Source organism: Actinoplanes sp. M2I2 (assembly GCF_023544445.1).
Classification (GTDB): Bacteria; Actinomycetota; Actinomycetes; order Mycobacteriales; family Micromonosporaceae; genus Actinoplanes.
Genome location: NZ_JALPVJ010000021.1, coordinates 1 through 21,534, shown reverse-complemented (window position 1 = coordinate 21,534; position 21,534 = coordinate 1). Strand labels below are relative to the sequence as shown.

Annotated in this window: 23 protein-coding genes and 1 rRNA gene; 14 read left to right on the top strand and 10 right to left on the bottom strand. The window is 72.5% G+C overall.

What is annotated here, in order from left to right; genetic code table 11:
* Positions 1–58 precede the first annotated feature (58 nt).
* The 3 genes from HJC40_RS34850 to HJC40_RS34840 form a co-directional block, all read right to left on the bottom strand.
* Positions 59–2,161, bottom strand: a complete 2,103-nt coding sequence (locus HJC40_RS34850) for a peptidase domain-containing ABC transporter (RefSeq protein WP_250007686.1) — start codon at positions 2,159–2,161, stop codon at positions 59–61.
* Positions 2,158–5,091, bottom strand: coding sequence for a type 2 lanthipeptide synthetase LanM (gene lanM / locus HJC40_RS34845; protein WP_250007685.1), 2,934 nt, complete (start codon positions 5,089–5,091; stop codon positions 2,158–2,160). The genes HJC40_RS34850 and lanM overlap by 4 nt, the downstream gene beginning before the upstream one ends.
* Positions 5,092–5,177: 86 nt before the next feature.
* A complete protein-coding gene (locus HJC40_RS34840) occupies positions 5,178–5,369 on the bottom strand; it encodes a hypothetical protein (protein WP_250007684.1) in 192 nt (63 codons plus the stop codon).
* Positions 5,370–5,659: 290 nt separating this feature from the next.
* On the opposite strand from HJC40_RS34840, the gene HJC40_RS34835 reads away from it, so the two are divergent.
* Entirely contained in the window at positions 5,660–5,845 is a 186-nt protein-coding gene (locus HJC40_RS34835) for a hypothetical protein (protein ID WP_250007683.1), read from the top strand.
* 146 nt (positions 5,846–5,991) lie between these two features.
* On the opposite strand, the gene HJC40_RS34830 is transcribed toward HJC40_RS34835, so the two are convergent.
* Positions 5,992–7,269: a helix-turn-helix domain-containing protein gene (locus HJC40_RS34830; protein WP_250007681.1), complete on the bottom strand. Its 1,278-nt coding sequence runs from the start codon at positions 7,267–7,269 to the stop codon at positions 5,992–5,994.
* Between the two features lie 255 nt (positions 7,270–7,524).
* Here HJC40_RS34830 and HJC40_RS34825 point away from each other — a divergent pair, with 255 nt between their 5' ends.
* Positions 7,525–8,139, top strand: a complete 615-nt coding sequence (locus HJC40_RS34825; protein ID WP_250007680.1) for a GyrI-like domain-containing protein — start codon at positions 7,525–7,527, stop codon at positions 8,137–8,139.
* 27 nt (positions 8,140–8,166) lie between these two features.
* Here the strand turns inward: HJC40_RS34825 and HJC40_RS34820 are convergent, their stop codons facing one another.
* On the bottom strand, positions 8,167–9,021 hold the full coding sequence (locus tag HJC40_RS34820; RefSeq protein ID WP_250007679.1) for a helix-turn-helix domain-containing protein: 855 nt from the start codon (positions 9,019–9,021) through the stop codon (positions 8,167–8,169).
* On the opposite strand from HJC40_RS34820, the gene HJC40_RS34815 reads away from it, so the two are divergent.
* Genes HJC40_RS34815 through HJC40_RS34795 form a run of 5 tightly spaced genes read left to right on the top strand, consistent with a single transcriptional unit; the run spans position 9,020 to position 12,721 of the window.
* Complete coding sequence (locus HJC40_RS34815) at positions 9,020–9,733, top strand: NAD(P)H-dependent oxidoreductase (RefSeq protein ID WP_308200982.1); 714 nt, start codon at positions 9,020–9,022, stop codon at positions 9,731–9,733. The two genes, HJC40_RS34820 and HJC40_RS34815, sit on opposite strands and share 2 nt — an antisense overlap.
* 48 nt (positions 9,734–9,781) lie before the next feature.
* Positions 9,782–10,360, top strand: coding sequence for an RNA polymerase sigma factor (locus tag HJC40_RS34810; protein WP_250007677.1), 579 nt, complete (start codon positions 9,782–9,784; stop codon positions 10,358–10,360).
* Positions 10,357–11,139, top strand: coding sequence for a hypothetical protein (locus HJC40_RS34805; RefSeq protein WP_250007676.1), 783 nt, complete (start codon positions 10,357–10,359; stop codon positions 11,137–11,139). Before HJC40_RS34810 ends, HJC40_RS34805 begins: the two co-directional genes overlap by 4 nt.
* 21 nt (positions 11,140–11,160) lie before the next feature.
* Positions 11,161–11,958 carry an aminoglycoside adenylyltransferase domain-containing protein gene (locus HJC40_RS46375; RefSeq protein WP_250007675.1) on the top strand — a complete coding sequence of 266 codons (798 nt, stop codon included), beginning with the start codon at positions 11,161–11,163 and terminating at the stop codon, positions 11,956–11,958.
* A gap of 10 nt (positions 11,959–11,968) precedes the next feature.
* Positions 11,969–12,721 (top strand): hypothetical protein, encoded by a 753-nt coding sequence (locus HJC40_RS34795; protein ID WP_250007674.1) that lies wholly within the window; start codon positions 11,969–11,971, stop codon positions 12,719–12,721.
* 9 nt (positions 12,722–12,730) lie between these two features.
* On the opposite strand, the gene map is transcribed toward HJC40_RS34795, so the two are convergent.
* Positions 12,731–13,516, bottom strand: coding sequence for a type I methionyl aminopeptidase (gene map, locus HJC40_RS34790; protein ID WP_250007673.1), 786 nt, complete (start codon positions 13,514–13,516; stop codon positions 12,731–12,733).
* 65 nt (positions 13,517–13,581) lie between these two features.
* Between map and HJC40_RS34785 the strand changes: the two genes are divergently transcribed.
* The gene (locus HJC40_RS34785; RefSeq protein ID WP_250007672.1) at positions 13,582–13,884 is read left to right on the top strand and encodes a helix-turn-helix domain-containing protein; all 303 of its coding nucleotides are present in this window, start codon (positions 13,582–13,584) and stop codon (positions 13,882–13,884) included.
* A 104-nt stretch (positions 13,885–13,988) separates the two neighbouring features.
* Here HJC40_RS34785 and HJC40_RS34780 read toward each other — a convergent pair whose 3' ends face one another.
* Genes HJC40_RS34780 through HJC40_RS34770 form a run of 3 tightly spaced genes read right to left on the bottom strand, consistent with a single transcriptional unit; the run spans position 13,989 to position 15,967 of the window.
* Positions 13,989–14,543, bottom strand: coding sequence for a hypothetical protein (locus HJC40_RS34780; RefSeq protein WP_250007670.1), 555 nt, complete (start codon positions 14,541–14,543; stop codon positions 13,989–13,991).
* A 42-nt stretch (positions 14,544–14,585) separates the two neighbouring features.
* The gene (locus HJC40_RS34775; protein WP_250007669.1) at positions 14,586–15,332 is read right to left on the bottom strand and encodes a dihydrofolate reductase family protein; all 747 of its coding nucleotides are present in this window, start codon (positions 15,330–15,332) and stop codon (positions 14,586–14,588) included.
* 20 nt (positions 15,333–15,352) lie between these two features.
* Positions 15,353–15,967, bottom strand: a complete 615-nt coding sequence (locus tag HJC40_RS34770) for a DNA-3-methyladenine glycosylase (protein ID WP_250007668.1) — start codon at positions 15,965–15,967, stop codon at positions 15,353–15,355.
* A gap of 205 nt (positions 15,968–16,172) precedes the next feature.
* On the opposite strand from HJC40_RS34770, the gene HJC40_RS34765 reads away from it, so the two are divergent.
* The 4 genes from HJC40_RS34765 to HJC40_RS34750 all read left to right on the top strand — a co-directional run bounded on the left by HJC40_RS34765 (position 16,173) and on the right by HJC40_RS34750 (position 18,852).
* Complete coding sequence (locus HJC40_RS34765; RefSeq protein WP_250007808.1) at positions 16,173–16,958, top strand: CAP domain-containing protein; 786 nt, start codon at positions 16,173–16,175, stop codon at positions 16,956–16,958.
* A 68-nt stretch (positions 16,959–17,026) separates the two neighbouring features.
* A complete protein-coding gene (locus tag HJC40_RS34760; RefSeq protein WP_250007667.1) occupies positions 17,027–17,545 on the top strand; it encodes a type II toxin-antitoxin system PemK/MazF family toxin in 519 nt (172 codons plus the stop codon).
* 52 nt (positions 17,546–17,597) lie between these two features.
* On the top strand, positions 17,598–18,197 hold the full coding sequence (locus HJC40_RS34755; RefSeq protein WP_250007666.1) for a hypothetical protein: 600 nt from the start codon (positions 17,598–17,600) through the stop codon (positions 18,195–18,197).
* A gap of 1 nt (position 18,198) precedes the next feature.
* Positions 18,199–18,852: a nucleoside monophosphate kinase gene (locus HJC40_RS34750; protein ID WP_250007664.1), complete on the top strand. Its 654-nt coding sequence runs from the start codon at positions 18,199–18,201 to the stop codon at positions 18,850–18,852.
* Positions 18,853–18,855: 3 nt separating this feature from the next.
* Here the strand turns inward: HJC40_RS34750 and HJC40_RS34745 are convergent, their stop codons facing one another.
* Complete coding sequence (locus HJC40_RS34745; RefSeq protein WP_250007663.1) at positions 18,856–19,605, bottom strand: polyphosphate kinase 2 family protein; 750 nt, start codon at positions 19,603–19,605, stop codon at positions 18,856–18,858.
* A 122-nt stretch (positions 19,606–19,727) separates the two neighbouring features.
* Here HJC40_RS34745 and tyrS point away from each other — a divergent pair, with 122 nt between their 5' ends.
* Together tyrS and HJC40_RS34735 are read left to right on the top strand one after the other, a co-directional pair.
* Positions 19,728–20,984 carry a tyrosine--tRNA ligase gene (gene tyrS / locus HJC40_RS34740; RefSeq protein WP_250007662.1) on the top strand — a complete coding sequence of 419 codons (1,257 nt, stop codon included), beginning with the start codon at positions 19,728–19,730 and terminating at the stop codon, positions 20,982–20,984.
* Between the two features lie 491 nt (positions 20,985–21,475).
* Positions 21,476–21,534, top strand: a 16S ribosomal RNA gene (locus tag HJC40_RS34735); the annotation flags it as partial.

Below are 21,534 nucleotides of genomic sequence, written 5' to 3'. Positions count from 1 at the left end.
TCCAGCCCCAGGAATCAGCGTACCGTAGCCCTAATTACTACAGTGATATAGGGAATGACTAGGCAGCGATGCCGGAGCGTTCGTACAGGTCGCGGTACAGGCCGGCCCGCCGGCAGAGCTCGTCGTGGGTGCCGGTCTGCACCACCGTGCCGCCGTCCATCACCACCACCAGATCGGCGTCGGCCACCGAGGTCAGCCGGTGGGCGATCACCACCCGGGTGGCCGGCAGGCTGTCGAAGAACGCCGTCACCGTCGCCTCGGACAGGTTGTCCAGCGAGCTGGTCGCCTCGTCCAGCACCACGATCGAGGCCCGTTTGAACGCGGCCCGGGCCAGCGCGATCCGCTGTCGCTGGCCGCCCGAGAAGTTCTGCCCCAGCGAGGCCACCGGCGTGTCGTAGCCCAGCGGCAGCGCGAGGATCTCGTCGTGCAGGCCGACCCGGCGGGCCGCCTCGTGCACCCGCTGCTCGTCGGGCTCGCCGGCGCCCCAGGCGATGTTGTCGCGCACCGTGCCGTACTCCAGCACCACGTTCTGCGGCACGTAGGCGACCGCCTGATAGAACCGCTCCCGGTCGTAGCGGCCCAGCTCCGTCCCGCCGATCACGATCCGGCCCGCGTCCGGGCGGTGCAGGCCGACCAGCAGCCGCGCCAGCGTGGACTTGCCACAGCCGGACGGGCCGACCACGGCCACCTTCGCGCCCGCGGGCACGTGCAGGCTGGCCCGGTCGAGCACCTTGCGGCCGAACGAGCCGTAGGCGAACGACACGCCCTCGACCGTGATCGCGCCGTCGGGCCGGTCGGGCACCTCGCCGCGCAGCACGTCGTCGGCCGGGCGGAGCAGGATGTCGGAGATCCGGACCAGCAGCGAGCCGGCCTGGGCCAGCCGGGTCACCGAGCCGACCAGCAGGTTGACCTGACCCAGCAGGAGGCCGGCCAGCGCCTGCACCGACACGATCATCGGCACGGTCGCCGGCCCGCCCGACACCGCCTGCTGCAGGACCACCACCGGGCCGACGAACATCACGCCCGCGGTGAGCGCGTTGAACAGCCCCTGCACGGTCTGCAGCCGGGCGAACCGGTGCTGGACGGTGTCGCTGCGCCGCGTCCACTGGGCCAGGTAGGCCGCTTCCATCCCGTTCGTCTTGATCAGCTCCAGCCCGGAGATCGCCGAGAGCTGGGTCGCCTGCAGGTCGGCCTGGGCGCGGGTCTGGGCGTACGCGAGCCGCCGCACCGCACCCCCGGCCGCCACCGTGCCCACCGCCAGCACAGCGATCAGCCCCGCGGCGGCCAGCGCGGCCCCGGCCGAGAGGGCGGCCAGCCAGGTCAGCAGGACCACCCCGACGACCGCGCCGACCAGCGCCGTGATGACGTCGTTGCACAACAGCGTGCGCAACTGCTGCACCGATTCCAGGGTGAACATCAGATCGCCCGGGCCCCGGTTCTCGGCGAAGCCGTACGGCAGCCGCAGCAGGCGGTCGAAGACGGCCGAGGCCAGCGAGCGCCCGACCGCCACCGAGGCGACGATCCCGGCCACGGTCCGGACGAACAGGAGCAGCCCGAAGGCCAGACCGACGCCGGACAGCAGCAACCCCGCCGACAGGTTCGCCGGCTCGCCGCCGAAGACCGGCTCCAGCAACGCCGTGATGCCCAGCGGCACCGCCGAGGTCAGCAGCGACAGCAGCAGCACCAGGGTGAGCAGCAGCCGTCGCTCCCAGGCGAAGCGGGCCAGCAGCCGGACACCGGAGGGCTCCCTCGTCCGCACCCGGCGCGGGGCCGGGTCGGCCGTGACCGCCAGACCCGAGAAGCTCTCGGCGAACTCCGCGTGACTCAGGCGCCGACGACCGCCTCCCGGGTCCAGGATGGTCACCTCGGCCCGGTCGAACCGCTCGGCCACCACGAAGTGCGAGCGCTGCCAATGGCAGATCGCCGGTCGGCCGAGCTTGGCCAGCCCGGCCGGGGACGTGCGCCAGACCCGCGGCCGTACGCCGTTCTCCCGCAGGATCCGCGCCAGGTCGGCCACCGTCAGCCCGTCCCGGCCGACCCGGTAACGCAACCGCAGGTCGTGCATCGGCACCCCGGCGCCCGCCTCGTCCAGCAGCATGGCGCAGCAGCACAGGCCGCACTCGGTCGGACCGAGCTGCTCGACCACCCGCTGCCGGGTCATCGGCCCTCCCGGCGGAAGGTCAGCGGCGAGGCCACGTCCACCTCGCCGGCGCTCAGCACCAGACCGAGGCCCACCCCGGCCAGACCGACGTACAGCGCGTCGTTGAGCACCGTCTTGCCGGCCCGGGCACGCAGCATCCGGGGGAGGATCTGCCCGGCCAGCTGGGCCCGGCGGTCGGCCACCCGCCCGGCGGTCCGGCCGGAGGGATCCCAGCGCGCGGCCTGCCCGAGGATCAGCAGGTTGCCGACGTCGCCGTGGCACAGCGACGGGTTGAGCCCGAAGCCGTCGACCCGGACGGTCTCGGTCAGCTCCACGAGCCCGTCGCCGGGCAGTCCGGCGGCCAGCCGCTCGGTCAGCCCGAGCAGCACGCCCGGGCTGCCGTGGCACCAGCCGCGAGCGGCCCGCTCCGGGGTGCGGTCGCTGACCGGCCAATGCCCTAGCGCCCGGTCATGAAGCGCATCGTGCGCCCGCAGCAGGTCGGTGAGTCCGGCCGGCGTGCGGCCGGTGGCCGCGGACCAGCGCGACAGAGCCGCGATCCGGCCGCTGGTGCCGTGCGCGAACCCGGTGTAGACGGGCTTGCCGGCGGGCGGGTGCACGGCCGCGAGGGCGTGCCGGGCCACCGCGTCGGTCACCGCCGGCCGCCCGGCGGTCAGCGCCGCGGCGAGCAGACCGGCCGAGCCCAGCAGAAAGTCGCCGTCGGTGATCAGATCGAGGTCTTCGGGCAGCCGGTCCCAGAGCGCGCCGCCCAGCTCGGCCAGCTCGGCCGAGCCGGTCAGCCGCCCCACCTCGAGGGCCGTGAAGGCCAGTCCCGCGTAGCCGCCGGCCATGCCACCGCCGGCCCGGCTCCGGCGCCGGGCCGGGTCGTCGAGCAGGTCCCGCACGCGCGGCAGCAGCGCGTCGCGAGCCAGGTCGCGGTGCCCGGCCTCGTCGAGCAGCACGCCGGCGGCCGCCAGGAACAGCGCGAGGCCGCCGGCCCCGGCGTACAGGTCGTCGCCCAGGCCGTCGACCCGCCACGGGTGCTCCAGGGTGGTGTCGCGGATGGTGGCGCCGATCCAGGCCGGCCGGTCACCGCGGGTGCCGGGGACGACCGAAGCGCTCAGCTCGCCGGCGATGGCGGCCACCACCTCGCGCGTCCGATCGGTTCCGTTTCCCGGCGGCGCTGTGCGGCTGCGCCAGACGTACGCCGGGGCGTCGCACTCCGGCCCGGTCAGGTCGACGTACGCGGCCCGGATCACCCGCAGGTTGCGCTCGCGGCCCTCCGGTGACATGGCGTCCAGACCGGCGACGGTCTGCTCCAGCGGAGTGCGCCGCAGCACGTCGGCGATCGGCCGGCCGCGGTGGTGCACCCAGGTCGAGCCGGTCCGCAGCGTGAACAGCGGGATGTCGCCCTGGAGCAGGTCGTCCACCTCGGCCCGCAGCACCGGCGCGGTGAAATGCCGCAGCCGGCCCAGGCCGACCCGGTGCAGCAGGATCCGCCGGACCTCGGTGGACTGCTGGAAGGTGGGATGGGCCGAGGTCCGCAACAGCTTGTAGTACTGGCTGGTCGCCTCGAGCACGGCTCGCGTCGGCAGGTCGTCGAAGAGCTCGAGCAGCCACCCCCGGACGCGGTCGCGGTGGGCGACGACCCAGTCGTAGAGCTCGGCGAAGCCGCGGCTCAGCTCGCGCAGCTCCACGCCGCGGGGCACGACCGACGGCCGGACGGCCGCGGCCTGCACCGGCCCGGTGGCCATCGCGATGCGGGGCGCGCCGGTGTCCAGACCGGCCAGCGTCGGCACGGCGGTGACCGCCGGCTGACCGGGCTGGTAGCCCAGGAAGCCGATGTCGAGCGACACGCTCGGGGTGGCCGGGTCGGTGATCCGGGTCGGCAGGAAACCGGTCGAGTACACCGTGTCGGCCAGCGCCTCGATCTCGGCCGAGCGCGGTCCGTTCCCGGCGCGGTGGTTGACGCTGAACAGCGACTCGGCGTCCACCACGACCGGCAGGCCCCGGTGGTTCAGAACGTTCTCGTAGTGCATGTCGCCGGCGCGCAGCAGGTGCAGGACGCCGAGCAGCCGGCCGGCCGCCCGGAAGTAGGCGGGCCCCGGACGGCCGGGTTCCTGGTCGGCGTACTCCTGCCAGCCGCACCCGTCGCCCACCCAGACGGCCAGGGCCGGCAGCTCGAAGCCGGTCGCCGCGGCGATGCGGGCGACCAGTTCCCCGTACGCCCGCTCGGCCGCCATCGGGCGGGGCTTGTGAACCACGGTCCGGCCCGAGTCGAAGGTCAGGGTGCACACCGCCCGCCCGCCGGCGTGGGTGTCGCCCAGCCCGTAGCCGATGCCGGTGATCTCGGGCCGCTCCGAGCCGGTGGCCGAAGCGGGCAGCCGGCCCTCGGCGACGGCCTGCGTGGTGGCCGCGACCATCCGCCGGGCGTGCTCGACAGTGTTGGCGCCCAGGACGGTGAGCCGGCGCCGCAGCTCGGGGAAGACGGCGAACACGGTGGCCCGGAACTCCGGGTGCCCGGAGATCGCGCAGAACCGCCGGAGCCGGTCGTCGGGCCGCGCGTCCTCCCGGGTGGTTTCCGCCCGGCTCAGCAGGTCGAACACCACCACCAGCGTGCGCAGCGAGGCGTCCTGAGCTCGCTCGGTGAGCCAGGCGACCAGGTCGTCGGCCAGGGAGCCGGCCCGGCGGGCGGTCACCGGCGAGCCGGCGAACACCTCCTCGGCGGCGGCCCGGTACGTCCGGCTGAACGCGCGGGCGAACTCGTCGAACCGGGCCGGCTCGCCGGGGTCGGCCGGGCCGGGCAGCGCGCCCAGGGCGAGCAGGTCGGCGGTGCGGTCGGCCGGCGGTTCGGCCCGCTCGACCAGCGGGCCGGAGATGTGGGTGAGGAAGTCCCGCAGGTCGGCCGGCTCGGCGATCTCGGGGAACAGGGGACGGACATCGTCGAGGTGCATGGCTGCGGTCGCCTCCAGAAACGGATCGCGGGGCCCGTGTCGGCACGGGCCCCGCGATCAGCCGATCGGTCAGTGATTGGCCTGGATCAGTCGTTGACGCCGCAGAGGCGCTTGGGCACCGAGCACTCCCAGGAGATGGTGCAGATGAAGCCGATGGTGCTGGTGCCCGGCACGGTGAACAGGCCACCGGCCTCCTGGGCCGCGTCCAGGTCGATCTGCTGGTCGGACAGCTCGCGGGCGATGTCGCCGGCGGCGGAGAACTTGTCGTCGTCGATCATTTCGGGGTCCTCTCGTGAGGCCGGGCGGCTCGTCCGTCCGGCGACTTCACGACATCAGCGGAGGCCGGTGCTCCTCAACGGCGTATCGAATTCTCCGATGTGGTGCGCCGTGCTCCGCCGACGTGGAGCGCTCAAGCCCTCCGATGTGGTGCTCATGCGCCCTCCGATGTGGAGGCGCAGGGCGCGCGATCCTAGACCGGCACGGCCTTTCGGGGTGCCCCGTCGCCGGTCATCTCGAAGATTTGAAATCGAGGTTCCCGGCGGGGTGCCGGCGCCGATAGACATGGGGCATGACGAACAATGCAGCCTGCATCACCAAGCGCCTCGTTCTCGCCGTCGCTGCCGTCCTCGGCACCACGGGCCTGGCCCTGGGCCTGAGCGCCCCGGCATCGGCCGCCCCGGCATCGGCCGCTCCGAGCGCGTCGGTCGTCGTCGTGGCCGACGCCACGGCGGCCTCACCCTCCTGGCCCTGGTAAATCTATCCGGCCCCGAGGCCAGCCGGCCCGGTCCGACCCGGACCTCGGCCCGGTGACCTGACCCGACCCGATTCGCGACAGCCCCGGCCGTTCCCGGCCGGGGCTGTCGCGTGTCCGTGCTGTCGCGTGTCCGTGCTCCGCGAATCTCAGCTCCGCGTTTCTCGGCTCAGTTCGTTGAGTTCGCGCCAGAGCTGCGAGGCGCGGCGGTAAGCGGAGATGCTCTCGGCCAGCTCGGCGGCGCCGCGCAGCTCCGCCGCCGCCTCGTCGCGCCGCCCGGCCCGGGCCAGCGCGGTGGCCAGCGCGTGCCGGAACCGGACGCCGTCGAGGCCGGTCACCGCATCGCGGTCGACCGCGGCAGCCAGGTCGATGGCGCGCTGCGGATCCCCCGCCGCGACCGCGTAGCGCACCTCGAGGCCGGCCAGCCGGGCGGCGCTGGTCCCGCCCTCCGCCGCCACCGACGCGCGCACGCCCAGCAGGTAGGGCTCGATCTCGGCCGGGGACGCCCCGATGTCGAGCAGCGTCGACACCGCCGAGGCGGAGAACCGCGACCAGTCGCGCAGGGAGGTGCTCGGGTTGGCCAGCATCTGCCGGGCCCCGTTGAGCAGGCGCAGCGCGGAGTCGGTCTCGCCCACCCCGACCAGCGCCATGCTCGCCGCCCACTGCGCCCGTCCGGTGATCGCCGGGTTGCCCAGCCGCTCGGCCATCGCCAGCATGGTCTTCACCAGCCGGACGATCTCGGGGCCGCCGCCGCCGTCGCTGAGCACGGAGATGTGCACGGCCAGCAACTTGATGTGCTCGCTGCCGTTGCGGAACGCGGTCCGCTCGATCTCGCGCTGGGCCCGCTCGATGTGGTTGTGCGCCTCGTCGAGCCGGCCGACGTCGCGGGCGGCCGCGCTGAGCGACACCAGCACCCGTACGTGGGCCTCGGGCACGCCCGCCGCCTCGGCCACCGGAAGCAGCCGGCTGAGCAGATCGTGCCGGCCCGGCCGGTCGGCGCGCAGCTCGAGGATGCGATCGAGGGCCAGCCCGTGGCTGAGCACGGCGGTCGGGGCATCGGCGGCCACCGCCGCGTCGTACATCGCGCGCACCTGCTGCTCGGCCTGCTCGAGGTCGCCCTGGTCGATGGCGCTGGCCGCGAGCAGCTCGCGGACCAGGGCGTCGCGCGAGGGCGGCGGCGGGCCGTCCGGCGACCCGTCGAGCGAACCGAGGTCGATGTCACCGGCCAGGGTGCGCAGCGGCACGTCCAGCATCTTGGCCAGGTGGGCGATGACGTCGAGGGTGGGCACGCGGGCGCCCGACTCGAGCAGGGAGATGTAGGACTGGTTGACCGCGCCGGATGCCAGGTCACGCTGGGACAGCCGGAGCTCGGTGCGAAGCTTACGGAGCCTGGCCCCGAACTCGGGTTGGGAGATCTGCGCGGTCAAGTCCCATCCTTCCGTGACCCCCGGTAGCTCGTTGATCAGTTAGATTACGGCAGTAATGCAGGCGCGCGCACGGCCGGTTTCAAGAATTTGCGGGCTGGACGGGCCGACTGCGAGCATCTCTACATTACTGTAGTAATCGCGGGTCTTTCAATGTGATGACGCGCGCAGATCGGCCGAGGTCAGGTGGCATCCGTCCGCGTCCCGGCCGGCACCCGATCGGGGCGCACGTCCGGAACACGTCCGGGAAGGTGCCACGTGGAGAAGGCGGACTTCAAGGAGATCGGCGCCTATCGCGCGCCGAAGGGCCGGTTCGAGATCGTGGACGTGCCTGAACTGCGCTATCTGATGATCGACGGGCACGGCGATCCCAACACCGGGGCCGACTTCGCCGCAGCCACCGAGGCCCTCTATCCGCTGGCCTACAAACTGAAGTTCGCCAGCAAGCGAGACCTGGGTCTCGACTACGTCGTCATGCCGCTGGAAGGCCTCTGGTGGGCCGACGACCCGGCCGCGTTCACCACGGCCCGCGACAAGTCCCGGTGGGACTGGACCCTGCTGATCATGACGCCCGACTGGATCGACTCGGCGATGCTGGCCGAGGCGGTCGAGCAGGTCGCCGCCGCGAACGCGCCCCGGCGGCTGCCCGAGGTCCGGCTGGAGTCCCTCGCCGAGGGGCGCTGCGTGCAGACGCTGCACGTCGGCTCCTACGACGACGAGGCCGGCCCGCTGGCCCGCCTGCACGACGAGTTCCTTCCGGCTCACGGGCTGGCGATGACCGGCCGGCACCACGAGATCTACCTCAGCGACGCCCGGAAGGTGCCGCCGGAGAAGCGCCGCACGATCCTGCGGCAACCGGTCACCCCGGCCTGACCGGCAGCCCCGGCCTGACCGGCCGACTCAGACCGCCCGGAGGGCGGCGTGCCGCGGGCGCTCGCCCAGGTGGCCGGCGGCCAGGTGGCCGGCGGCCGCGGCGGTTGCCTCGTCGGCCGGCAGGAGAACGATGACTTGCTGCGCGTCCGCGGCCGGCAGCTCGAGGATCTCCCGGTCCCACCGCAACGGACCGGCCTGGGGATGCGTCATCCGCAGCGGCCGCCGGGCCGGCGGAAGGTGCTGGTGCAGCCGCTGGGTGAACTCGGCGCCGGCCACAGCCGCGAAGTCGGCGGTGAACCACTCGAAGCTCTCGGTCGAGGGCCCCAGCCAGAGGTTGAAGACCTGCTCGTCGGCGATCTGGTCCCAGTCCACGAACGTCGCCCGGGCCCCCGGATGGGTGAAGACGTACCGGGTCAGGTTGGGCTCCTCGGCCTCGAGCAGCCCGGTGCCCTCCATCACCGCGGCGAACCCGGAGGTATGCGCGAGCACATCACCGAGCCGGTTGCCGACGAAGGCCACCCCCGGCTCCAGCAGGTCGAGCATGCGGCGGACGGCCGGGCGGACCGTGCGGTCGGGCGGCGCCGGCCGGGTGCGCCCCGCGCACGCGCCACCACTGATCTTGGCGAGATAGCCCAGGTGGTTGCGCTCGGCCGCATCGAGGTGGAGCGCGTCGGCCAGGGCGTTGACGATCGAGGGCGACGGGTTGCGGTCGCTGCCCTGCTCGATCCGGGTGAGGTACTCGACGCTGATCCCGGCCCGCCCGGCCAGCTCCGACCGTCGCAGTCCGGGAGCGCGGCGTCGCCGGTCGGCCGGCAGACCGACCTGCTCGGGCCGGATGCTGTCGCGCTTGGCCCGGACGAAGCTCCCCAGCGGTGTGGCCATGAGGCGAGCGTACGGCTCGGAACCGGCGACCGGCGGCGCCCAGGGTGGCCCTGTCGGGGGCAGCCTGCGCCCGGTCTGGCCGATGAGCCGGCAACGGCCGAGGGTCTACGGCATGAGCGACAACAGCAGACTCGCAGTCATCGTCGGCAGTGTCCGCGAGGGCCGGTTCGGCCCGGTCGTCGCCGCCTGGCTGGCCGATCAGGTCCGGGCCCACGGCGGTTTCGACCTCGACGTCGTCGACCCGGCCGAGGTGGACCTGCCGCTGGCCCTGCCGGCCGCCCCGCCGAAGTTCGCCGGTGACGACTACCCCCGTCCGGCCGGGCTGCGGGACATCACCCGGAAGCTGGCCCGGGCCGACGCTTTCGTCATCGTCACGCCGGAGTACAACCACAGCTATCCGGCGTCGCTGAAGGCCCTCATCGACTGGCACTTCACCCAGTGGACGGCCAAACCGGTGGCCTTCGTCAGCTACGGCGGCGCGGCCGGCGGCCGGCACGCGGTCCTCCATCTGGAGAACGTGCTCACCGAGCTGCATGCTGTGACCATCCGCGACGGACTGGCCTTCCCCAACTACTTCGCCGCCTGGCAGGACGGCGCCCCGCTGGACGCCGATGCGACCGGCTACGCCAAGACCCTGCTGGAACAACTCGCCTGGTGGGCGCGAGCCCTGCGGACCGCCCGCGCCGCCGAGCCGTACCCCGGCGGTTCGTGATGTCCTTCGCGGGTGGAACCCGGCCGGCGCTGCGGTCATAGGGAGGGTGTGAGCGACACGGCGGACGACGGTGAGCTTTGGCGGCGGGCCCGGGCGGGGGAGCCCGAGTGCTTCGGGGTGCTGTTCGACCGGCACGCCGAGGCGGTCCGGGCCTTCTGCGCGCGCCGGTCGGGCTCGGCCGACGCCGCCGACGATCTGGTCTCCATCGTGTTCCTGGAGGCCTGGCGCCGGCGCGACGACGTGGAGCTGATCGACGGCAACGCCCTGCCCTGGCTGTACGGAATCGCCCGCCGCGCCCTGCAGAACCGGTGGCGCACCGCGCTGCGGCACCGCCGGGCGCTCGACCGGCTGCCACCCGCGCCGGCCGCCCCCGACCACGCCGACGCGGTCGCCGACCGGCTCGACGACGAGCGGGAGCTCGCGCGCATCGCCACCGCCCTCGGACGGCTCCGGCCGTCCGACCGCGACGTCCTGGTGCTCTGCGTCTGGCAGGGCCTGAGCTACGCCGAGGCCGCGGTGGCGCTGGGCGTACCCGTCGGCACGGTCCGATCCCGGCTGTCCCGGGCCCGTTCCCGGCTCGAGGCGACGGCCGGCGCCCTGTCCGCACAGCGACTGGAGACGCCATGACCGAGCTGCGCAGCCGGCTTGATCCGCAACGCCACGCCGACCTCCGGCGCGTCCTGGTGGCGCAGGCCCGGCCGGGTCCACCGGCCCGGCGCAAGACGCTGATCGCGGTGACCGCGGCGGTCGTCGCCACCGGTGCCGCCGTGCTGGTCGTCCGCCCCGACCCCGCGCCCCGCGACGCCCCGTGGACCGCCGTCCCGCAGGCCGCGCCCCCGCTGACCGCGCCCGGGGACGACATCGACCGGTGGGCGTCGAAGTGCAGCGACCTCGGGGTCGCCGGCGTGGGCGTCCAGGGTGTCCCGGCCCGCCCCGAGGCCGCCGCGAAACGGGAGGTGCTGGTCGACCGGCGCGGCGGTTTCACGTACTGCGTGGACGTCTCGCTCGGCAGCGGCACGCCCACCGACCCGCTGATCGCGCTGTCCGGCGTCAAACCAGACTCGGGCGACGGTCTCAACTCCATGTGGACGACCGTCCACGATAAGCCGTTCGCCAAGCCGCGGGACGGCGCGGTGCTCGTGCTCGGCGGCTCACTGGAGCCCCCGCCACCGGGTGGTCCCGAGCTTCAGGCCTTGCAGCTGTACGGCTTGAGCGGCCCGGCCGTGACCGGCGTCGACCTGGTGCTGGCGAACGGACTGCGGATCACCGCCAGCCTGCGCGACGGCGTGTGGGGCGTGTGGTGGCCCAGCGACCGCGGCAGCCCGGCCGGTTGTGAGCTGCGGGTGCGTACCGCCTCGGGCGTGAAGACCGTCGACCCGTACGAGAATCGGCTTGTCATCGGTTGACCATCGCGCGTCAATGTGGCGGTGGAATCACCCGACACGGTTCTCGCCGACCTTCGCGATGCCTGGCGCTCCGCCCTCACCGGGGTACTCGCCGGCCTGTACGTGCATGGGTCCCTGGTGGCCGGGGACTTCGCGCCGGAGCGCAGCGATCTCGACGTGCTGGCCGTGCTGACCGCCGATCCTGACCACCGGCTGCTTCCGGTGCTCGCCGGGCTGCACGCCGGGCTCGACGACCGGCACCCGGGATGGGCCGGGCGGATCGAGGTGGAGTACATCTCGATCGACGCGACCGGTGCGGCGGCCGCCGAATTCGCCCCCGGTCAGCGGCTGCTCGCCCGGATCAGTCCCGGCGAACCGTTGCATCTGCTGCCGGTCACCCGGCACCGGATCGTCACCTGGTCGACCGTCCGAGACAGCGGCCGCTGCCTGCTGGGGCCGCCGGCCGCTGAGCTCCTGCCGCCCTTCGACGCCGAGCTCGTGCGGTCCGCTCTGGTCGACCACGTTCGCGACTGGCCGACCTGGGTCGAGCAAATGACGACGCCGGGGGCGCAGTCCTACTCGGTGCTGACCATGTGCCGGGCCGTGCAGCACCTGCGATACGGCAGCCAGTTGTCCAAGCGCCGGGCCGCCGACCGGACCGTCCGGGGCCGGCCCGAGTGGTCCGGGCTCATCGGGTGGGCCCGCGACTGGTGGTACGGGGGCGGCGACGACACCGACCCGGGCCGGGGCGACGAGGTGCGCAGCTTCGTGGCCGCGACCAGCGCCGACCTGCTGCGGTCCGAGGCCGGCCGGACCGCGCGAGTGGACCGTGGTCGCTAGCCTGCCCGGCGTGGATGTCGCCCGTACGTTCCTGACCGAGATCGACGCCCGGCAGCCCGGCGCCCTCACCGGGCTGTTCCTGCACGGTTCGCTCTGCTGGGGGGAGTTCTTCGCCGGCAGCGACGTGGATTTCGTCGGCGTGTGGGCCGAGCCGCCCGGCCACGCCGCCCTGGCCGAGGCCCACGAGGAGACCACGGCCCGGCATCCCGAGGTCGTGTTCGACGGCTTCCACTGCTCGCCCGATGACCTGGCCGGCCCGGCGTCGGCCGTCGGCCCGCGACCCGTGTATTTCCGGAGCCGGTTCGATCCCGCGGGCACGATCGACATCAACCCGGTCACCTGGCACGAGCTCGCCGAACGGGCCGTCGTGATCCGCGGCGAGCTGCCACCCGTCCACACCGACAAGGCCGAGCTGCGCGCTTTCACCCGGAACAACCTCGACACGTACTGGCGGTCGATCCTCCACCAGGTCGAGCAGGGCGATCTCACCGAGCTCGGCGCGGACGAGCCGGCCGTGCTCTGGGTGGTGCTGGGCGTCGCCCGCCTGCACCACCTGCTGGCCAGGGACGAGCTGACCTCCAAGAGCGGCGCCGGTCGCTACGTCGTCGCCGAGCTGGACCCGCGCTGGCGCCGGCTCGGCCTCGACGCCCTGCGCATCCGCGAGCGCCCGGACGAGCCGGCCGGCTACGACGACCCGACCGAGCGCGGCCGGGAGACGTCCGACTTCCTGCGCTGGGCCATCGAGGACGGCCTGCGGCGCTGACGCCCTTCGTCAGCCGGCGACGTGCGCCTTCGGCAGGGTCATGATCTCGGCGCCGTCGTCGGTGATGGCGATGGTGTGCTCGCTGTGCGCCGTCCGGCCGCCGGTCACGCTGCGCAGCGTCCAGCCGTCGGCGTCGGTGCGGAGCTCGGCGGTGTCGGCCATGATCCACGGCTCCAGCGCCAGCAGCAGCCCGGGGCGCAGCTTGTAGCCGCGGCCGGGTCGTCCGGTGTTCGAGACGTGCGGGTCCTGGTGCATCGTCGAGCCGATGCCGTGACCGCCGAACTCGGTGCTGACCGAGTAACCGGCCGCGGTGAGGACCGAGCCGATGGCGTACGAGAGGTCGCCGATGCGGGCGCCCGGCCGGGCCGCCGCGATGCCGGCCTTCAACGCGCGTTCGGTCGCGTCGATCAGCGCGACGCTCTCGGCGGGGCGCGAGTCGCCGACGACGAAGCTGATGGCCGAGTCGGCGGCGATGCCGCCCTTCAGCACGGCCAGGTCGAGGGACAGCAGGTCGCCGTCGGCCAGCGTGTAGTCGTGCGGCAGGCCGTGGAGCACCGCGTCGTTGACCGAGGTGCAGATGTAGTGCCCGAACGGCCCGCGACCGAAGGACGGCGCGTAATCGACGTAGCAGGACTGCGCCCCGGCCCCGATGATCATTTCCTGGGCCCACCGGTCGATCTCCAGCAGGTTGGTGCCGACCGTGCTGCGACTCTTCAGGGTCTGCAGAATCTCGGCGACCAGGGCGCCCGTCACCCTCGCCCGGGGCAGGTCGGAGGGTTCGAGAATCTCGATCATGAGGCGCCTTCCTCGCGCTAACAATAACTATCCCGGCCATATTATCCCGGTACTAGAATCGGGTCATGGTCAGGTTGCCGCTCACACCCGCGGAGGTCGAGCGCGGACAGCGCCTCGGCGCCCTGTTGCGTCGCGCCCGCGGGGAACGCTCCATGCTCGTGACCGCCCTCGACGCCCGCGTCTCCCCGGAGACCCTCCGCAAGATCGAGTCGGGCCGGGTGGCGACCCCGGCCTTCCCCACCATCGCGGCGATCGCCGACGTCCTCGGCCTCTCCCTCGACGAGGTGTGGGCCGAGATCAACCAGCCCGACCTCGGCGTCGAGCCGGCCGGCTCCGGACATCTCGCCCGAGAGCGGCTCGCTTCCTAGCATTCCCCGGAGGCGGACACCCACACCCCGGAGCCTGGCCTCGCAGCCCGGCCGCCGGCCTCACAGCCCGGCCGCCGGCCTCACACCCCGGCCGCGGGCGGCCGTCAGGCCAGCGGCCGGCCCGCGGACTGCGTCTCGGTGGGCTGCGGGGCCGCGTGGTGGGTCAGCACGGCGCCGGTCATGAACGTGCCGCCCACGGCCAGCGCGCCCAGGACCCCCAGCGAGATCTGCTGCTCCAGGTCACCCTGGTGGGAGTAGTCCGACTCGGTCACGACCGTGGTGCGGTCGTCGTCGATCAGCACGTACTGACCGTTGCGAAGCTCGCGGTCGCCGTCCAGGCCGGCGAAGGCCACCACCACGGCCAGCCAGAAGGCGAAGAACAGCACCCCGGCCAGCATGCCGGCCCAGTGCGGCACGTGCGGCGGCACCCACGACGTCAGGCTCCACCGGCTGCGCGGCCGCGTGGTCCGGTAGTACCAGCGGTTGCCCAGCACCCCGACGATCGTCCCGGGCACGGTCAGCGCCGCGGCCACCCCGACCGCCCACGCGGTCGGCACCAGGCTCACCCCGGCCATCAGGCCGGCGACGAGCACGCCCGACCAGAGCAGGCCGGCCGAGCACAGGGCGCTGCAAACGATCAACCATCGCTGCGGAATCATCAGTCCGGACGCTAGCGGCCCGGCCGCCCGGCCGGGGCTGTTTCAGCCAGAGCGCACCACCTCGTATCGCAGCCAGAGCGTGCCGTCGGCCTCGGTGTGCGAGGACAGCAGCCGCAGCCGGGTCGGGAGCTCGCCGTCGGCCGGCGCCGGACCGTCGAACAGACCGGGCGTCCCCAGGCCCCCGATCGCCGCCGGCAGCACGATCAGCTGGATCTCGTCGACCAGCCCGGCCCGCAGCAGCGCGCCGTTGAGCCCGCCCCCGCCCGTCGACACCACGCAGGAGACGCCGAGCAGCGACCGCATCCGCCCCAGTGCCGCCCCCAGGTCGACCCGCTGCGTGCCGGCCACCAGATAGCTGATCCTTTCCCGGCGCAGATGAGCCAGATAGGCGGCCGGGGTCGACCGCGAGGCCAGCACGAGCAGGTGCTGACCGCCGGCCTCCTTCATCGTCCACCGCACCCGGCCCCGGCCGTCGACGACCGCGAACCACCGCGTCGCGTCCACGGCCACGAAGTCCTCGTACACCTCGTCGGCCGAGGCCGGCGGCAGACCGGTGAGCGGTCCGGTGGAGGGCGGCACCATCGACCCGCTGCCCTCCAGCCGCACGGTGGGGGAGTGCAGCCGCTCCAGCAGCGCGTCGCGCGCCTCCTCGACGGCCTGGGCGCTGGGCGGCCGCAGCGTCTCCCACACCTTGCCGTCCTCGGTGGTCATCAGCGGACGGTCACGATGCAGGGCGACCCGCCCGTCGACGGACGTCGTCACCGACACGACCACGCGAGGCTTCTCCATGCCTCCTTGGTAGCAGCGCCCTACGACACTTTCGGGGCCCGGGACCGGGGGGTGTGCCGCCGATAGGCGCTGACCGTCGGATCCCCCTCGATCCAGAACCGCCAGGCCACATCGTGCGCCGCCGTGACCCCCACCCGGGGCCCGGCCGCCACCGCGACCTTCGGGCCCGAGCCGGGGGACACCGTCAGCGGGCCGGTGCCGTCGACGACGGACGTGCCGTTGGCGCCCCGGTCGAGCGCCAGCACCTGCATGAGCTTCGCCGGCCCGGCGGCCAGGTCCGTGTCCCCGCGCGACGCCGGCCGCCGCTCCCGGGCGTACGGCAGGCCCTCGACGACCTCGCCGGCGCGCAGCAGCACCGCCGCGGCGCGCCCCTCCTCGCCGCAGACGATGTTGGCGCAGAAGTGCATGCCGTAGATCTGATAGACGTACAGAAAGCCGGCCGGACCGAACATGACCGCGTTCCGGCCCGTCCGGCCGCGATGCGCGTGCGACGCGGGGTCCTCGCCGAGCCCGCTGTACGCCTCGACCTCGGTCAGCCGCACCGTGACGTCGTTGGCGGTGAGGTGCCACCCCAGCAGGCGCCGGGCGGCCTCGTCGACCTCGCTCGCCGGCAGATCCAGCCAGTTCTCGTTCACCGGACCAGCCAAGCACACCGGCCGCCCGAGCCGTCCCGAGCCCGTGACCCCGTGACCCCGTGGCGGCCGTCGGTAGGTTTTGATCTTTAGATCTCGGTGTGCCCAACCTTAAGGACTGATTAGCCGCGCAGAGCAGGCCCGGTAGGCGGCGCATAGTGGGGCCGCGCCGTCCCCCCTTATCCCCGAGGTGAGCTCTCCCGTGTCGATGTCCGCTGCCGCCCGTTTCCGCTACACGATGGTGGCCGGCGCCACCGCCGTGGTGATCGGGGCCGGATTCACCGTCGCCGGGCTCACCAAGGACGCCGAGGCGGAGACGACGACCTCCGCCGTGAACACCGGGGCCGACCAGCCCCTCACCGAGGACCCCGGCGTCACCGAGTCGGCTCCGCCCACGCTGGCGCCGTCCCCCTCCTCGTCCCCGTCGGCCACGCCCAGCTCGGCCGCCCCGACGACGACCCCGCCGAGCTCGAAGGCGCCGAGCGCGAAGCCGACGACGAAGAAGTCGACACCCAAGCCGACGGCCACCCGGACCAGGACGAAGAAGCCGTCGACGACCGCCCCGCAGACCAGCGGCTCGGTCGCCGAGCAGGTGCTCGCGCGCATCAACGCCGCCCGCAAGGCCGAAGGCCTGGGCACCCTGAGCCTGGACACCCAGCTGTCGAAGGCGGCCGCCGTCCACACCCAGCTCATGATCGACGGCTGCGGCCTCTCGCATCAGTGCCCGGGCGAGAGCGGCCTGGGCGACCGGTTTAGCGCCCAGGGCGTGAAGTGGTCGGGTGCCGGCGAGAACATCGGCTACGGATCGAGCGGCGCCAGCGACGCGGCCAAGGTCAAGGCGGCCAACGGCCTCACCGACAGCATGCTGGCCGAGGTCCCGCCGAACGACGGCCACCGCAAGAACCTGCTCAACCCCGGCTTCAAGCGGATCGGCCTGAGCATCGTGCGCGACAGCAAGGGCGTCACCTGGATGACCCAGGACTTCGTCAGCTGAGCCGTCGCGCCGGCCGGGGCAGCCAGGCGTCGATGTCCGGTGTCGTACCGGCAGCCTAGAGTGCTCCCGTGGTCAAGATTCTCAAGTCCTTCCTGCGCCGGGTGGCGGAGCGCATCGCCCCCTCCCGCGGTCCCTCACCGGCCCCGGCGCCCGCGCCCCGTCCCCGGCAGAGCCCGCCGCCGGGCCGGCCTCAGCCACGGCATGTGCCGACCCACGAGCGCGGCCGCCACATCGAGTATTCGCCCGATCTCGACGGCGACGCCGACCCGGGCGAGATCGTGTGGACCTGGGTGCCCTACGAGGACGACCCGGCCCAGGGCAAGGACCGGCCGGTCCTGGTGGTCGGGCGCTCCGGGCGTACGGTCCTGGGGCTCATGCTGTCGTCGAAGGACCGGCGTGACGGCGAGCACAACTGGCTCGCGCTCGGCGCCGGCCCGTGGGACAAGGACGACCGCCCCAGCTGGCTCCGCCTCGACCGGGTGATCGAGGTCGACCACGACGGCATCCGGCGTGAGGGCGCCATCCTCGACCGCTCCCGCTTCGACGAGGTCGCCGCTCGGCTACGCCAGGAGTACGGCTGGCGCTGAGGGCCGCGCTTCGCTGGACAGCCGCCCGCGCTGACCGGATAGCGTTGACGGCATGGATAAGGACGTAATGGTCGGATTCGGCGGCAAGCAAGCCTGGCTCGCCGTCCGTCACGGGGCCCAGGGGAGCCCGGAGTCCGTGATCGCCGCCCTCGGCCTGCGCGACCTCGGCACGGTGCCGTGGCGCGACGGCATCGACCTGGCCCACCTCACGGACGACCGGGTGGCGGTCACCCCGCCGCTGACCGGCGCCCGCGACGAGCTGTGGGTGCTGGCCACCGGCCGGTGGCTCCTGCGGCCCGACACCTCGGTCGACGTCGTCGCGCTGTCCGAGGTGCTCGGCACCGAGGTGCAGTTCTTCGCCACCCACCGGGTCACCGAGCTGCACCGCTGGCAGCGGGCCGCCGCCGGTGAGTTGATCCGTACTTTCGGGTATGTGGGACAGACCGGCGAAGTCACGTCCTGGCACGGCGAGCCCGACCCGGCCGAACGCGACGCCGGCCTGCCCGGCGTCCTCGACGAGGAGACCACCGTCCTGGTGGGCGAGAAGGATGTGCTCGCCGTGGCCCACGCCTGGAGCATCGACCCCACCACGCTGACCGGGCGCGCCGCGCCGGGACCGCTGCGCATCGGCGCGGCCGACGGAGAGAGCTGACATGCGCAAGTTCGTCATCATGGGAGTGCAGGGCAGCGGCAAGGGCACCCAGAGCGAGCTGCTCTGCGCCGACCTCGACTTGGTGCACATCTCCGTCGGCGACATCTTCCGGTGGAACGTGCAGAACCACACCAAGCTGGGCGCCCAGGTACGCCGCACGATGACCGCCGGCGAGCTGGTCGGCGACGACCTGGTCGAGTCGGTGGTCCGCGAGCGCCTCGACCGGCACGACTGGAACTTCGGCTTCGTCATCGACGGGTTCCCGCGCAACGGCCGGCAGGCCGAGTTCTTCATGGAGAGCTACGACATCGACGCCGTGATCCACCTCGAGCTGTCCGACGACGAGGTACGCCGCCGGGTGCTCAGCCGACGGCTCTGTCCCAACTGCGGCATGGACTACAACCTCATCGCCGACCGGCCCGAGGTCGAGGGCCGCTGCGACATCTGCGGCCACGAGCTGATCACCCGGGCCGACGACACCCCCGAGGCGCTTGACGCCCGGCTGCGCGACTACTACGAGAAGACTCGCCCGGTGCTCGACATCTTCGGTCGCAAAGAGGTCGTCCACAACATCGACGCCCGTCCGTCGGCCGACGAGGTGCAGCAGTCCATCCGTGACACGCTCGGCCTGCCGCCCTACAAACCGGCCGGCTAGCGGCTAGAAGGACAGACCGCGTTTGGTCAGCTCGGCCTCCACGGCGTCGCAGACCGCCTCGACCACGGCGAAACGGGCGTAGTGCTTGTCGTTGGCCGGGATGACGTGCCACTGCGCCCACGTCGGGTCGGTGCGCTCGAGCATCTCCTCGATCGCGGCCTCGTACGCCGGTCGCTTCTCGCGGTTGCGCCAGTCCTCATCGGTGAGCTTCCACTGCCGCAGCGGGTCGCCCGACCGGTCCTCGAACCGGCGCAGCTGCTCCTCCGGGGAGACGTGCATCCAGAACTTGACCATGATCATGCCCTCGTGGACGAGCGTCCGTTCGAACTCCACGATCTCGTTGTAGGCCCGCGACCACTGCTCCTTGGTCGCGAAACCCTCGACCCGCTCGACCAGGACCCGCCCGTACCAGGAACGGTCGAACACCGCCATCCCGCCCCAGCCGGGCAACTTGGGCCAGAAGCGCCACAGGAAGTGGTGGCGCTTCTCGTCGTACGTCGGCGCGGCGAACTGGGAGACCCGGACGAACCGCGGGTCGAGCGGGGCGACCAGCCGCTTGATCGCGCCGCCCTTGCCGGAGGCGTCCCAGCCCTCGAAGACGCAGCACAGCGGCGGGCCGATCGTCTTCTCACCGATCTGGCCCCCGAGGATCAGCCGCAACCGCAACAGGCGTTGCTGGGCCTCCTCGAGCCGGGCCATGGCCTTCTTCTTCGAGATGTCGATCGGCGGTTCACCGCTACCCAGGCGACTCATCCGTACAGCATGGTCCCGTCGCCCTCGTTCCGCAGCTCCGGGTGCGCGGCGCCGGGGGTGGCGGCGGGTATGGCGCCCAAACCCGGTGTCGTCCCAGCCGGGGGGTGCGGGACAATCGGCGGGTGACTCTCGTAGACGACCTGACATGGCGTGGACTGATCCAGGACTCGACCGACCCGGCCGCGCTGGCCGCAGCGCTCACCGGCGACCCGATCACGTTCTATGTGGGCTTCGACCCCACCGCCGCGTCGCTGCACGTCGGTCATCTCATGCAGGTCATCACCGCCGGCCGGCTCCAGCGCGCCGGGCACCGCCCCCTGCTGCTCGTCGGCGGCGCCACCGGCCAGATCGGCGACCCGCGCGAGTCCAGCGAGCGCAGCCTCAACGCGCCCGAGGTCGTCCAGGGCTGGGTGGAACGCATCCGGGCCCAGCTGGCCCCGTTCGTCACCTACGACGGCGACAACGCGGCCACCCTGGTCAACAACCTCGACTGGACCGGCCCGACCTCGGTCATCGAGTTCCTGCGCGACGTCGGCAAGCACTTCCCGGTCAACAAGATGCTGGCCCGCGACGTGGTACGCAACCGCCTCGAGAGCGGCATCAGCTTCACCGAGTTCAGCTACCAGTTGCTCCAGGCCAACGACTTCTACCAGCTGCACGAGCGGCACGGCTGCGCGCTGCAGTTCGGGGGCTCCGACCAGTGGGGCAACATCACCGCCGGCGTCGACTTCGTGCGTCGCCGGGGGGCCGGCCCCGTGCACGCCTTCACCACCCCGCTGGTGCTCAAGGCCGACGGCACCAAGTTCGGCAAGAGCGAGGGCGGCGCGGTCTGGCTCGACCCCGAGATGACCTCGCCGTACGCGTTCTACCAGTTCTGGATCAACGCGGACGACCGCGACGTCAACAACTACCTGCGGTTCTTCAGCTTCAAGAGCCGCGAGGAGCTCGAAGAACTGGAGAAGGCGACCGCCGACCGCCCCCAGGCCCGGCTGGCCCAGCGCGCCCTGGCCGAGGAGATCACCGCCCTGGTGCACGGCGAGAGCGAGGCCCAGCAGGCCATCATGGCCAGCCAGGCCCTCTTCGGCCGGGGCTCGCTCGACGAGCTCTCGCCCGAGACGCTGCGCGCGGCCCTGGGCGAGGCCGGGCTTCTCTCCGTACGGGGGGAGATGCCCAACTACAGCACCCTGCTCAAGGAGTCGGGTCTGGTGGCGAGCGCCAACGAGGCAAGGCGCACCATCACCGAGGGGGGCGCCTACGTGAACAACGTCCGCATCACCGACGGCGAAGCCGCGCCCACCCCCGACACCCTCCTGCACGGCCGGTTCCTGGTCCTCCGCCGCGGAAAGCGGACCTTCGCCGGCGTGGACTACGCCCAGTAGCCCCTCGGGTGGCGCAGTCGCGACCTGAGGCTTCCGACCCCTCGGCCTCCTGTGACCTGGTTCGCAGGGGGCCGATTTGGCGTCCATGGCCCGGCCCTGTAATGTTTACCGAGCCGCCAGGGAGACGGGCGAGCGAGCGGGACCCGGCAGGGGCCCGGCGCGGCCGTCCTGGAGGAACCCCAAGTGAAATACTTCAGCAATAGCTGGTGTAGATTTCTGCGGGCTCGAGTTGATCCGGATCGCATTTCTCGGAGATTTCCGGGGTTTGACGAAGCGGTAAAGCGAGAGTAAAGTAAAACGAGTGCCCCGGAGCGGTTAGCCGGGTGTGGTTGTTCTTTGAGAACTCAACAGGGTGCTTGATAAGCCAGTGCCAATTAGTTTGAACCCCGGCCGGCTTGTCACTTTCTTCTCCTTCGGGAGGGTTGGTGCAGGTTAGGTGGGAGATTCCTTTGGCAACATTATTTTGTTGCCGGGACGCTTTTCCAAAGATTTTGTTGGAGAGTTTGATCCTGGCTCAGGACGAACGCTGGCGGCGTGCTTAACACATGCA

Excerpts from the sequence above, each read along its gene's own strand:
- HJC40_RS34850 (WP_250007686.1), bottom strand. The coding sequence starts at position 2,161 with ATGACCCGGCAGCGGGTGGTCGAGCAGCTCGGTCCGACCGAGTGCGGC.
- lanM (WP_250007685.1), bottom strand. The coding sequence starts at position 5,091 with ATGCACCTCGACGATGTCCGTCCCCTGTTCCCCGAGATCGCCGAGCCG.
- HJC40_RS34840 (WP_250007684.1), bottom strand. The coding sequence starts at position 5,369 with ATGATCGACGACGACAAGTTCTCCGCCGCCGGCGACATCGCCCGCGAG.
- HJC40_RS34835 (WP_250007683.1), top strand. The coding sequence starts at position 5,660 with ATGACGAACAATGCAGCCTGCATCACCAAGCGCCTCGTTCTCGCCGTC.
- HJC40_RS34815 (WP_308200982.1), top strand. The coding sequence starts at position 9,020 with ATGAGGCGAGCGTACGGCTCGGAACCGGCGACCGGCGGCGCCCAGGGT.
- HJC40_RS34820 (WP_250007679.1), bottom strand. The coding sequence starts at position 9,021 with ATGGCCACACCGCTGGGGAGCTTCGTCCGGGCCAAGCGCGACAGCATC.
- HJC40_RS34805 (WP_250007676.1), top strand. The coding sequence starts at position 10,357 with ATGACCGAGCTGCGCAGCCGGCTTGATCCGCAACGCCACGCCGACCTC.
- map (WP_250007673.1), bottom strand. The coding sequence starts at position 13,516 with ATGATCGAGATTCTCGAACCCTCCGACCTGCCCCGGGCGAGGGTGACG.
- HJC40_RS34785 (WP_250007672.1), top strand. The coding sequence starts at position 13,582 with ATGGTCAGGTTGCCGCTCACACCCGCGGAGGTCGAGCGCGGACAGCGC.
- HJC40_RS34780 (WP_250007670.1), bottom strand. The coding sequence starts at position 14,543 with ATGATTCCGCAGCGATGGTTGATCGTTTGCAGCGCCCTGTGCTCGGCC.
- HJC40_RS34775 (WP_250007669.1), bottom strand. The coding sequence starts at position 15,332 with ATGGAGAAGCCTCGCGTGGTCGTGTCGGTGACGACGTCCGTCGACGGG.
- HJC40_RS34765 (WP_250007808.1), top strand. The coding sequence starts at position 16,173 with ATGTCCGCTGCCGCCCGTTTCCGCTACACGATGGTGGCCGGCGCCACC.
- HJC40_RS34755 (WP_250007666.1), top strand. The coding sequence starts at position 17,598 with ATGGATAAGGACGTAATGGTCGGATTCGGCGGCAAGCAAGCCTGGCTC.
- HJC40_RS34750 (WP_250007664.1), top strand. The coding sequence starts at position 18,199 with ATGCGCAAGTTCGTCATCATGGGAGTGCAGGGCAGCGGCAAGGGCACC.
- HJC40_RS34745 (WP_250007663.1), bottom strand. The coding sequence starts at position 19,605 with ATGAGTCGCCTGGGTAGCGGTGAACCGCCGATCGACATCTCGAAGAAG.